Origin of the sequence: Microbacterium hibisci (assembly GCF_015278255.1) — a bacterium.
In the GTDB taxonomy this organism is placed as follows: Bacteria; Actinomycetota; Actinomycetes; order Actinomycetales; family Microbacteriaceae; genus Microbacterium; species Microbacterium hibisci.
Genome location: NZ_JADIJC010000004.1, coordinates 1 through 11801 on the forward strand (window position 1 = coordinate 1; position 11801 = coordinate 11801).

The window sequence follows — 11801 nt, forward strand, 5'->3', positions numbered from 1 at the left end:
GCGTGGAGGGCGAGGCGAACAGGTTGCCCATCGCCGCACCATGCGCCAGCCCCGGCCCCACCAGCCCGCCGAACGCGGGATAGTGACCCGAACCGCCGCCCACCACCACCGCAACCTGCCCGGCCGGGGACACCGTGGAGCGCACCACCCCACCCGGCACCCGACGCACATACCGGCCATTCGCCGCCACGAAACCGTCGATCATCTCATCGGCGAAATCCGCCGACTCATTCCACAACCGCGTCATCGCGCCCTCTCATCTCGACGGAGCCGCCGATCTCGAGCGGCCCGACCCACGCCGCGACAGTAGCCGCGGTGACGTCATGTGCAACAGGTCTCACGCAGTGAGATCGAGCGCCGTCCACGAGATGCCCGGCAGCGTGACGGTGAGCAATCCGTCCTCGAGCACCGCGCTCTCGTTGGCACGGGGCGTCACCGCGTCGGGTGCGTCGAGCGTGTTCCCGGCGTCCGGGTCGTCGTGCCAGATGCCTCGAGCCTCGGCGATCGCGGTGACGGTGAGCGCCCGCACGTCGACCGACACGGTGACCGGCTCTTCGATCCGGTTCACCAGGAACACCGACGTGCGACCGGTGGCGGCATCCCACGTCGCCGCGGCGTCCACGGCGGGAACCTCGCCGTAGCGCTCCGTCGTGTACGTGGGGGCGGCGAGCGCGAGATCCAGCACCTCGCTCTGCGAGAGGCGCGACGCGTCGGCGAACGGATAGAAGATCGTCTGACGCCACGCGGGCCCGCCCGGCTCCGTCATGATCGGGGCGATCACGTTGACGAGCTGCGCGAGGCTGGCGGCCCGCACCCGGTCGGCGTGGTTGAGCAGCGAGATGAGGAGACCACCCACCACCACGGCATCCACCACGGAGTACTGGTCCTCCAGCAGCCTCGGGGCGTAGGGCCACGTGTGCGGGTCGGTGATCTTGTCCTCGCGGTGGAAGCGCCGGTTGTACCATACGTTCCATTCGTCGAACGAGATCTGCATGACCTTCTCGTGCTTGAGCTCGGCGCGCACCTGGTCGGCCGTCGCGGCGACAGCCTCGATGAACCGGTCCATGCTCACCCCGGAGGCGAGGAAGCTGGCGCGATCGCCGTCGAGCTCCTCGTAGTACGCGTGGCACGAGATGTAGTCCACGACGTCGTACGCGTGGCGAAGCGCCGTGCGCTCCCACGCGCCGAAGGTGGGCATGTCGGGCTTCGAGCTGCCGCAGAGCACGAGCTCGAGGGTCTCGTCCACCCGGCGCATCGCTCGCGCGGTCTGGGCTGCCAGACGACCGTAGGAGTCGGCATCCGTGTATCCGACCTGCCAAGGCCCGTCCATCTCGTTGCCGAGGCACCACATGCGCACATCGTGAGGGGCGGGCGTCCCGTTGGCGATGCGCGCGTCCGAGAGCGCCGTCCCCGACCGCACGTTGGCATACTCGAGCAGGTCGACCGCCGCCTCGATCCCGCGCGTGCCGAGGTTGACGGCGAGCATCAACTCGGTGCCCGCCCGGTCCGACCAGCGCGCGAACTCGTCGAGGCCGACGTCGTTCGTCTCCAGTGTGTGCCACGCGAGGTCGATCCGGTTCGGTCGGTCCTCGCGCGGGCCGACGCCGTCCTCCCAGCGGTAGCTCGATACGAAATTGCCGCCGGGGTAGCGCACGGTCGACACACCCAGTTCACGGACGAGGTCGAGCACGTCGGTGCGGAAGCCGTCCTCGTCGGCGGCCGGGTGGCCGGGCTCGTAGATGCCGTTGTAGACGGCGCGTCCGAGGTGCTCGACGAACGAGCCGAACAGGCGGCGATCCAGGGAGCCCACGCGTCGCTGAGGGTCGAGGTGAACCCGCGCTTCGGATCGGGCGGCCATGTGATCTCCGTTCTGAGTGGTGTCGTACGTCACTTCACGCTTCCGAGGGCGAGCCCGCCGCGCCAGTACTTCTGCAGCGCGAGGAAGGCGATGATGAGCGGGATGATCGAGAGGAACGCCCCCGTGATCATGAGGTTCCAGATCTGCTGGCCGCCCGAGTTCTGGATCGCCTGACCCTGCCACACGCCGAGGCCGACGGTGATGGGGAACAGTCGTGAGTCGTTGAGCATCGCCAGCGGCAGGAAGTAGTTGTTCCACGTCGACACGACCGACAGCAGCAGCACGGTGACGATGGCCGGGCGCAGCAGCGGCAGGCACACCTGCAGGAAGGTGCGGTACTCCCCTGCCCCGTCGACGCGCGCGGCGTCCAGGAGCTCGTCGGGGATCGCGTCCGCCGCGTACACGCGCATGAGGTACACCGCGAAGGGGTTGAGCAGCGAGGGCAGGATCACCGCCCAGATCGTGTTGACCATGCCCACCTGGCTCAGCAGCACGAAGGTGGGGATCACCAGGGCGGTGCTGGGGATCATGACCGATCCGAGCAGGATGGCGAATGACAGGTTGCGCCCGCGGAACTTGTACTTCGCCAGGCCATAGCCGGCCAGCACCGCGAGCACGGTGGCGCCGATGCCGCCCACGAAGGCGTACAGCGCCGAGTTCGCCATCCACCGGAAGTACTCGCCGCCGTTGTACGTCGCCAGGCCGACGATGTTCTCCCACAGGTTCATCTCGCTGTCGAACCACAGCGGGCCCCCGTCGCCGTTGAAGAGGCCGGCGGTCGACTTGGTGCTGGCGACCATCAGCCACCACAGCGGCATGACGAAGTAGAAGACCAGGATCAGCAGGAAGACGTGCGCGGGGATCAGCCCCACACGGCGGCGAGCGGATGTCGGAGGCTGCTCCCTCGTCCGCTTCGAGGCGTTCGCGCGGACGAGCGTCCGGGTCGAGGGCTGGGTTTCTTGCACGGTCATGAGCTGAGCCCGCTTCGCTTCCGGTTGAAGAACATGAAGAGGTACGAACCGACCACCACGAACAGGCCGAGCGCGAACGAGATCGCGGAGGCGTAGTTGATCTGGTCGTACGAGAACGCGAGCGAGAACGCGTACATGTTGGGTGTGAAGGATGCCGTGATCGAACCCTGCGCGATGTTGCGCAGCACCTGCGGCTCGGTGAAGAACTGCAGGGTGCCGATGAGGGCGAAGACGAGGATCAGCACCATCGCGGACGAGATCATCGGCACCTTGATGCGCAGCGCGATCTGCCAGGCATTGGCTCCGTCGAGCTTCGCCGCCTCGTACACGGACGGGTCGATCCCTCGCAGAGCGGCATAGATGATGATCATGTAGTAGCCGGCCCACTGCCACGTGACGATGTTCATGAGGCCGAAGAAGACCCATTCGGGGTCGAGGAAGTACGGCGCTTCGACGTTGAAGATGGCGGCGATCTCTGCGATCGGACCGAAGCGCGGACTGTAGAGGAAGCCCCACATCAGCGCGCCGATGACGACGGGGATCGCGTACGGGATGAAGATCATGAGCCGCGAGAAGCTGGCGAGGCGCGTGGCCAATGCGTCGATGACCAGCGCGGCGGCGAGCGACACGATCATCTGCAGCGGTATCAGCACCGCCGAGAAGCCGACCACCCACAGCACGCCGTTGAGGAACGCGGGGTCGGTGAACGCCCGCACATAGTTGTCGAAGCCGGTGAAGACGACGCCCTTGGTCAAGGTGCGGGTGTTCAGGCTGAGCCAGAAGGCATAGATGAGCGGCGCCGCGAGGAAGGCGAGGAACACCAGCCCGAACGGCGCCACGAAGGACCAGCCGTAAAGCGACGTCCGGGTGGCCGGCGACATGCCCTTGCGTCGGACGCGCTCAGCTGTGGACACGGTCATGAGTCGGAACTCCTTCGATCCGGGGGGCGGCCGATCCTGCCGGAGGGCAGGATCGGCCGCGCCACTGGACGTGGGTTTACTTGAGGGTGAAGCCCTGCGAGGTCGCGTAGTCCTCGAGCGACTTCTGGTAGGTGGCGAGCGCCTCGTCGATCGTGGCCGCACCCTGGAGGACGGATGCCTGAGCCTCGGTCAGCTTGTCGTACGCGAACGTCTGGAACGGGCTGAAGGTGAAGCCCTCGTAGGCCGCGGCTGCTTCGAGGAAGACGTCCTTGTTGATCTTCTGGCCGCCGAAGAAGGGGTACTCCATCTCGACGAAGTAGTCCGACTCGAGCACCGGCAGGTACGTCGGGAAGAGCGCGCCCTCCTCGATGCCGACCTTCCAGGCCTCCTCGGTGCCGAAGAGCTCGGATGCGACGAGCGCCGAGAGCTCGGGATTCTGAGCCTGGCTCGTGACGCCGAAGGACGAGCCTCCCCAGTTCACGAACACCGGGTTCTCGGGATCCCACTGCGGAAGCGGTGCGGCCGCCCACCGCGCGTCGGGGTCGGCCTCCTCCTCGAGTCCCATGAGGTATCCCGGTCCCCACGCGGCCGCCAGGTAGGTGGCGTGACGTCCGTTGACCACCGCGGTGTTGAAGTCGGGGGTGGACCGGTCGTCCGCCGAGACGACGCCCGCGTCGATCAGTTCGAACCAGTACTCCAGCACCTGCTTGGTCGCGGCGTCGTCGACCTCGATGCCGATCTCCTCGATGTTCTCCGTGGAGAAGTCGAACGGCACGTTCCCGGCTTGGGCGAACAGCGCCTGGCTGAACGACCGGCCGTTCGTCGGGTAGTTGGCGAGGAAGCTCTCCGAACCGGCGTCCTTCAGCTGCTGGGATGCGGCTGCGAGCTCGTCCCAGGTGGTCGGCACCTCGATGCCGAACTCCTCGAGGATGTCGGCACGGTAAAGCATCCCGACGGGACCAAGATCGACCGGCACGGCGTAGACCGCGTCACCGCTCGACACGTCGCTCCATGCTCCGGGCGCGTACTGGTCCTCCTTCTCGTCGATGCCGTACTCGACGAGGTCTACGAGACCCTCACGGATGGTGAAGCTCGGGATCACCTCGTTCTCGAGCTGGATGACATCGGGAGCGCCGTTGCCTGCCTCGAGCGCCGTCGAGAACTTCGGGTAGACGTCCTTGCCGACACCGGCATTGACCCAGCACACCTGAACGTCGTCGTGGTTCTCGTTGAAGACGTCGACGACGCCTTCGAACGCCGGGTACCACGCCCACACCGTCACCTGCTCGGCATCGGCGTTGACGATGGTGTTCGCGCACGCGGCGGCGTCGCCGCCACCCCCACCGGTGCCCGCGTCGCCACCGTCGGCGTCGCCGCCGGCACATCCAGCGAGGGCGAGAGCGGCCGCGGCCGTCGCCGCCAGCCCGATCAAGCGTTTTTTGTTCATCTGCTGTTTCCTTCCGAGTGCACGGACTTCTTCGTCACCACGCTGCAGAGCCCACCGATGGACCCTCGGGAGTGATTCATCTTTCCTATAGGATAGAGATGATCGGGCTCGATGTCCAGCGGTTCACGAAGTCGGAGCCGGCCCGAGTTCAGCGAGGAGCTTGGCCATCTGGACGTAGGCGCGATTCCGGTAGTCCACGAGCTCGGGCGTCCGCTCGGCCGGGATCGCCAGGTAACCGGCCCCGGTCTTGGTGCCGAAACGACCGGCCGCGACGTGCTCCTCGAGCGACGGCGGCGTGGCGAACCGCTCGGGCCACCTCGTCTGCAGCGACGCATAGCACAGCGCATACACATCGAGACCGGCCATGTCGGCGATCGCGAACGGCCCGAAGAACGGCAGACGGAAGCCGAACGTCGTGCGGACGATCGTGTCGACGTCCTCCGCGGAGGCGATCCCCTCTTCGACGATCTGCGACGCTTCGTGGAAGAGCGCGTACTGCAGCCGGTTGAGCACGAAGCCGGTGGCATCCGCGACGCGGGCGGGCAGCTTGCCCGTCGCGCGCACGACGTCCTCCGCAAGCTGGATGGCGCTCTCGTCGGTGGCGTCGTGAGCGATGATCTCGACACCGGGGATGAAGGGAGCCGGGTTCGAGAAGTGCACCCCGAGGAAACGCTCCGGGCGGCTCACCGCGGGGGCCATCGACGAGATCAGGATGGTCGAGGTGTTCGACCCGATGACGGCATCCGGGGCGCACGCGGCGCTGATGCGCCGCAGCGCATCGTGCTTGATCTCGAGTCGCTCGGAAACCGCCTCCTCGATGAACGACGCATCGCGTACGGCCTCTTCGATCGACTCGGCCGCGGTGAGGTTGGCCTCGATCGTCGCGTGCGCGCCTTCGGGGAACAGCCCCTCGGCCTCGAACACGCGGGCCTCCTCGAGCAGGCGGGTCAGGTTGTTCCGGGCGACGTCGCCCGACACATCCGAGATCGTGACGCGAGCGCCCGACAGGGCGAGCGACTGGGCGATGCCCCCGCCCATGTAGCCGGATCCGACGACGGCGTAGGACTTCATGTGTTCTTCTCTCTGTTCGGCGGCGCGGGACCGCGGACGGCGGGTCAATGCGCGGCGGACGCCTGGGCCTCGGCTCGGTTCACCTCGGCGACCGCATGGGCCAGCACGTCCCGGACGTACTCACGGTTGGTCGCGCAGACGCCGAGGCTGTCGCCGCCGTAGTGCTCCATCAGGAAGATTCCCCGGTAGCCGCCGCTCACCGCGTCGGAGATGACCTGGCGGTAGTTGATGATCCCCTGCTCCAACGTCGACGGCGTCGACGTCGTCAGGCCGGCCGCCTCGTCGCGGTTGTAGTTCTTGATGTGCCAGTAGTTGGCATACGGCAGGGTCTTGGCATATGCGAGCCGCCAGTCCTCGATCGGACGATGGAGACGGACGAGATTGCCGATGTCGGGATTGAGGCCGACGTTCGGCAGGTCGATCGCTTCGACGAGGCGCACCGCGTCGTCGGCCGATCCGAGATAGGTGTCCTCGTACATCTCGAGGGAGAGCTCCAGGCCGACGTCGGCGGCATGCCGGCCGAGCTGGCGCAGCCGCGACACGGCGAGAGCCCAGATCTCGGGGTCGTCGGGATCCCGCGGGCCGGGCTCGGTCCAGAACCAGAGCGCACGGCGCTGGGCCGCCGTGAACGGCTGATGCAGTCCGGTCGACACCACCTCCATGCCCCACGCGGCTGCGGCGTCGATCGTCCGGTGCGCGTAGGCGAGGTTCTCCTCGCCCTTGCCGGGCTCGATGACACTCTTCCGCTGCACGTGCACGGACGGAGCGATGATGCCGTTCTCGGCGAAGACCGCCTTCAGCTCGAGCAGGCGAGACGGCGACATGTCGCCGATCCGGGCGTGACTGTCAGCCAGCTCCGCCACGCCGAAGCCGACGGACGCGACAAGCCGCAGGGCCTTCGACCATTCCTCATCCGAAGCCTCGTGCAGAGGTTCGCCCGAAGATGCCGTCGTAGGCACGCCGTGCAGGCAGGTCGCGATCGGCCAACCGTCGGCCGTGAATGGTGTGGGCATCGCCGCCTCCCTGCGCGGAAAACAATTTCCAATAGGATATTGGAAGTATAGCGCCCGCGCGACAACCCGGCGAACGCGGATGCTCGCCCTGGAAGGTCAGCCGTCGGCGCGCTTGAGAGAGCGCGCGCGCACGTTCTGGATGTGCTCCCGCATCGCTGCGGCGGCAGCCTCTGCGTCGCCGGACTCGAAGGCGTCGACGATCGCGTGGTGTTCGCTGGTCGCGTCCCGCACATCTTCAGGGCCGCGGAGCGCGATCTGCCGCATGCGGTGCGTGAGCGCCCCCAGCGAGCCGTACATCTCGATCAGATAGCGGTTGCCGGCCATCTCGAAGATCGCGTTGTGGAACTCGGCGTCACTCGTGAAGTACGCCTGGGTGGCCTCGATCGGCACGGCGGACTGAGGGCCGTAGGCGACGATCTCGTCGGCGTGCTCGTCGTGGTCCCTGGTGATGCGCTTCAGCGCGGAGAGGAGCTCCGTGCGCCGCGTGTACGCCAGACGAGCCGCGTGCTCCTCCAGCAGTAGGCGGGCATCGAAGAGCTCGGCGAGCTGCGCGTCGTCGAGCGGCGGCGCCACCCGATACCCGCGCTGCGCGACCCGGGAGACCAGGCCCGTCCGCTCCAGCATGACGAAGGCCTCGCGCACGGGCGTGGGCGACACGTTGAGCGAGCGAGCGACATCCTCGATCGACAGCCGCTCACCCGAGGCGAGCCGACCATCCAGCAGTCGGCGCAGCACCGAGTCGTATACCTGCTCTCGCAGTCCGCGACGTTCGATCTCGTCCACATTCGCATTCGCGCGAGGGATCGTCATCGTGTCACCCGGCCCTTCTCTCTCGGTCGCCGCATCCGCCGACGCACCTGGAAGCGTATCTCGGTGAGGAACGCGCGCAACCGCCCGTCCGCCGATGCGGTCATAGCGGCGTCGGGCGATGGACACTTGACGGACGCGGCAGCGCCACTATCCTATAGGAAATACAATGCGGGATGGATGAACGACGGAGTCATTCATAACTCCTCCGTTCGCCCGAGGTGTCGTGCCCGGCGGTGACCCGGCCAGCCGACGCCGGATGGCGGTCCTCTCAGCGCTGAGAAGGAAAGGCACAAGTGAAACTCCAACGAAGCTCGAGACGCGCGATCGCCGCAGCAGTGGCGTTCGTCCTGGGGGCGAGTCTCCTCGCCGCTGCACCGGCGGCAGCCGAGACGGCACCCCCACCCCCAATCGACATCGAACCCGCCGGGCAGCTCCCCCTGTCGGGCAACCTCAACCTGCACGACCCGACCGTGTGGAAGAAGGGCGACACGTACTTCGCGGCGCCGAGCCACCGCGGCATCTGGACGGCGCCGTCGCTGGAGGGTCCCTGGACGAACATCGGCAGCGTTCCGACGGCGCCATGGGCGGGCAACGCCGTCTGGGCTCCGCATGTTCAGCAGATCGGTGACACGACGTACTACTACTATTCGACCTCCTCGTTCGGAACGAACAACTCCGCGATCGGGCTGAAGACGACCACGACGCCCGAGATCCCCTCCAGCTATGTCGACCACGGGAGCGCGATCGTCGCGTCCGGTACCCGGTCGCCCGAGAACAACACGTTCAACGCGATCGACGCCGCGCTGGAGAAGGACGACGAGGGCAACTGGTGGATGACCTGGGGCTCCCACTACGACGGCATCTTCATTCAGGAGCTCGCCCCCGACATGGTGACTCTGCTCGGCGAGCCGGTGAAGGTCGCGGACCGTGCGAGCGAACGATTCCCGTGGACCAATCCCAGCTTCAACCGCATCGAGGGCCCCTCGGTGTTCAAGCACGGTGACTGGTTCTATCTGCTGACCGCGTGGGACTGGTGCTGCCGCGCGAGCGGGAACGACAACACCTACAAGATCGTGGCCGGCCGGTCGAAGGACATCCAAGGCCCCTACCTCGACAAGAACGGCGTCGATCTCGCTGAGGGCGGGGGGACGATCATCCTCAACAGCCGCGTCGCGCAGGAAGGCGTGACGCCGGAGGGTCTCTACCGGTCCCCCGGCGCCCCCGACTACTTCCGCGAGGACGGTGAGATCTACCTCACGTATCACGCCCATCGACCGGGCACGGTGATGGGGATCCGTCCGTTCAACTGGGACGACGGCTGGCCGTTCTTCTACGAGCCCGGGGGTGGCGCGTACGACATCCAGGACCGTGCGCTCTACAGCCTCCGCGTCCAGGCAGGCAGCCTCGCCGACCCGAACAGCCTGCAGAACCCCGTGGCCTCCGACAACTGTCTCGCAGCGTCGGACGGCGACCTCATGCTCGCCGAATGCGAGGAGGACAACGCGCAGTACTTCCAGCTGCAGCGGAAGGGCGACGGCTTCTACAGCTGGCGGAGCCTGGCGGGCTCGAAGGATGACTGCATCACGATGACCTCGCTCGACGGCACGGTCGGGACGCCCATCGCGCTGGCCACGTGCGACGACAGCGCCGCGCAGCGGTGGTACTTCGATGACACCGGTCACGGATTCCACCGGCTCGTCGGCGAGGCATCCAACCTCGCGCTCGAGGTCTCGGACCCCGGCCTGTCCACCGGGTCCGGCATCGTCGGCGGATTCCGGCGCGATGGCGACCACCAGGCGGGCAACCTGACGCAGGCCGCGAAGTGGCCGCCGCAGCAGTGGCGTCTGGAGATGACCTACGACACGGCCGCTCCGACCGTCACCGCTTCGCTCGACCAGCGGCAGCGGCTCGTGGTCGAGGCGAGCGATGAGATGTCCGGCGTCGAGGTGATCGAGTACCGGATCAGCAAGCCCAACCAGGCCGACGCCGGCTGGCGGGTCTATGAAGGCCCCGTCCAGATCGATGCCGCCAGCACGCTGACCGTTCGCGCGACCGACGCGGTCGGCAATGTCAGCGACGAGGTCGTCACCAGCAAGCGCGGACTCAGGTAGGACCGCGATCGGAAGGGGCGCCGTGGACAACGGCGCCCCTTCTCGACGCGGGGCATCCGGATCCCGCGCGTCCGGCCGCGCGGCGCCACACCACGCGGACCCTGCCGAGTGGTGCTGTTATGCTGGCCGGGCGCTGTCACAGGCGCGCGAACGCCGGGATGCCGGCGTCCGGGGCTGTAGTTCAATGGCAGAACTTCTGCTTCCCAAGCAGACAGCGCGGGTTCGATTCCCGTCAGCCCCTCCACATCGACACGACCACGCCGTCACACGCGACCGGTCAGGATCAGGTTCCAGTAGACCCAGGGCAGCACATGCCGGTCGAAGAGCCACGACAGCCGGCTTTCGCGATACATCCGCGTGAAGAACGGGATCGTGGGCTTCTGCCGTCCCTGGTCGTCGAACTCCGCCCACACCACGGTGGATCGCGACACCGTGAACGGGCACACCGCGTAGCCGTCGTAGCGAGCGGTGGGCTCCTTTCCGCGCAACACCTTCTTGATGTTCTTCGCCGCCACCCACGTCTGCTTGCGGAGGGCGCCCCCGCACTTCGAGTTGGTGGTCGCCGCCGCGTCTCCCAGAGCCCACACGTTCGGGAATCGCGGATGCCGCAGCGTGCGCGGATCCACCTCGACGAAGCCGCCCGATACTCCGGGCACGGCAAGCGACGACGCTTTGAGCCAGTCGGGCGCCGACTGCGGCGGCTCGACGTTGAGCACGTCGTAGTGCAGGTGCTCCGGACCGTCGGGACCGCCCAGCACCACCTCCTGCGCATCCGCGTCCACGCGCAGCAGTACGCTCTGCGTGCGCAGCTCGATCTCGTACTCGGCGATCTTGCGCTCCAGTTCGCGATCGAAGGGCGCGAGGAAGGGGGTCCGCGTCGGCACGACCATCACCACGCGGATGGCGTCGAGCACTCCGGTCGCCCGCCAGTAGTCGCACGCCTGGTACATCGGCTTCTGCGCGGCGCCGGCGCACGACGCGGGCCCGTCGGGCTGCGTGAAGACGACCGTCCCCTCCTTCACGTCGCGCAGCAGCGAGGAGGCCTTCTTCGCCAGTTCGAATTCGTAGTGGGATGCCGCCGACGGCGTCCGCAGCGCATCCACCAGTCCCGGCACGCGGTCCCAGTCGAGCTGGATGCCGGGACAGACGACCAGCTGGTCATAGGTGAGCCGGTCTCCGCCTTCGAGCAGGACGGCATCGCTTTCGGGTTGGACCGAGGCGACGGCATCCTGGATCCACCGCACACCCTTCGGCATCACGTCGCGCTGCGGACGCACCGTGATGCTCGCGGGCGCCGTGCCGCCTGCGACGTGCGAGAACAGCGGCTTGTAGAGGTGCTCCTCACGCGGCTCGACGATGGCGATGTCGTCGACGCCGGCGTTTCGCAGGCGTGCGGCGATCGAGATGCCGCCGTTGCCACCTCCGATGACGATGACACGGTGGTGCGCGGTGTTGTCGGTCACGATCCCTCCCCGATCGAGGCGTCGGCGCTGGCGGGATCGGCGATGGCGCCGGCCGCGAAGGCGTCCGTTGTCCGTGGCGCCGAGGCTAGGTGCGACGATCGCCCTCCGCAGGGGGCTTGTGCCCAGCGCCGCGGCGT

The 11801-nt window shown here is 67.4% G+C and carries 10 protein-coding genes and 1 tRNA gene; 2 read left to right on the forward strand and 9 right to left on the reverse strand.

The window, feature by feature from the left end; genetic code table 11:
- The 8 genes from IM770_RS08340 to IM770_RS08375 form a co-directional block, all read right to left on the reverse strand.
- On the reverse strand, nt 1-247 hold a 247-nt coding region (locus IM770_RS08340), incomplete at its 3' end, for a dihydroxyacetone kinase subunit DhaK (protein ID WP_203580692.1).
- A 90-nt stretch (nt 248-337) separates the two neighbouring features.
- Nucleotides 338-1858 carry an arabinosylfuranosidase ArfA gene (arfA, locus tag IM770_RS08345; RefSeq protein ID WP_203580693.1) on the reverse strand — a complete coding sequence of 507 codons (1521 nt, stop codon included), beginning with the start codon at nt 1856-1858 and terminating at the stop codon, nt 338-340.
- 29 nt (nt 1859-1887) lie between these two features.
- Complete coding sequence (locus IM770_RS08350; RefSeq protein WP_203580694.1) at nt 1888-2829, reverse strand: carbohydrate ABC transporter permease; 942 nt, start codon at nt 2827-2829, stop codon at nt 1888-1890.
- Entirely contained in the window at nt 2826-3749 is a 924-nt protein-coding gene (locus IM770_RS08355; protein WP_203580695.1) for a carbohydrate ABC transporter permease, read from the reverse strand. Before IM770_RS08355 ends, IM770_RS08350 begins: the two co-directional genes overlap by 4 nt.
- A 76-nt stretch (nt 3750-3825) precedes the next feature.
- Entirely contained in the window at nt 3826-5196 is a 1371-nt protein-coding gene (locus IM770_RS08360) for an ABC transporter substrate-binding protein (RefSeq protein WP_203580696.1), read from the reverse strand.
- Nucleotides 5197-5319: 123 nt separating this feature from the next.
- Nucleotides 5320-6267, reverse strand: coding sequence for a 3-hydroxyacyl-CoA dehydrogenase family protein (locus IM770_RS08365; protein WP_203580697.1), 948 nt, complete (start codon nt 6265-6267; stop codon nt 5320-5322).
- A gap of 44 nt (nt 6268-6311) precedes the next feature.
- Nucleotides 6312-7280: a sugar phosphate isomerase/epimerase family protein gene (locus IM770_RS08370; protein ID WP_203580698.1), complete on the reverse strand. Its 969-nt coding sequence runs from the start codon at nt 7278-7280 to the stop codon at nt 6312-6314.
- A gap of 96 nt (nt 7281-7376) precedes the next feature.
- The gene (locus tag IM770_RS08375) at nt 7377-8090 is read right to left on the reverse strand and encodes a GntR family transcriptional regulator (RefSeq protein ID WP_203580699.1); all 714 of its coding nucleotides are present in this window, start codon (nt 8088-8090) and stop codon (nt 7377-7379) included.
- Between the two features lie 293 nt (nt 8091-8383).
- Here IM770_RS08375 and IM770_RS08380 point away from each other — a divergent pair, with 293 nt between their 5' ends.
- The gene (locus IM770_RS08380) at nt 8384-10201 is read left to right on the forward strand and encodes a family 43 glycosylhydrolase (RefSeq protein ID WP_203580700.1); all 1818 of its coding nucleotides are present in this window, start codon (nt 8384-8386) and stop codon (nt 10199-10201) included.
- A 170-nt stretch (nt 10202-10371) separates the two neighbouring features.
- Nucleotides 10372-10445 (forward strand) — tRNA-Gly (locus IM770_RS08385).
- Between the two features lie 19 nt (nt 10446-10464).
- Here the strand turns inward: IM770_RS08385 and IM770_RS08390 are convergent.
- Nucleotides 10465-11664 (reverse strand): NAD(P)/FAD-dependent oxidoreductase, encoded by a 1200-nt coding sequence (locus tag IM770_RS08390; RefSeq protein ID WP_203580701.1) that lies wholly within the window; start codon nt 11662-11664, stop codon nt 10465-10467.
- Nucleotides 11665-11801 lie beyond the last annotated feature (137 nt).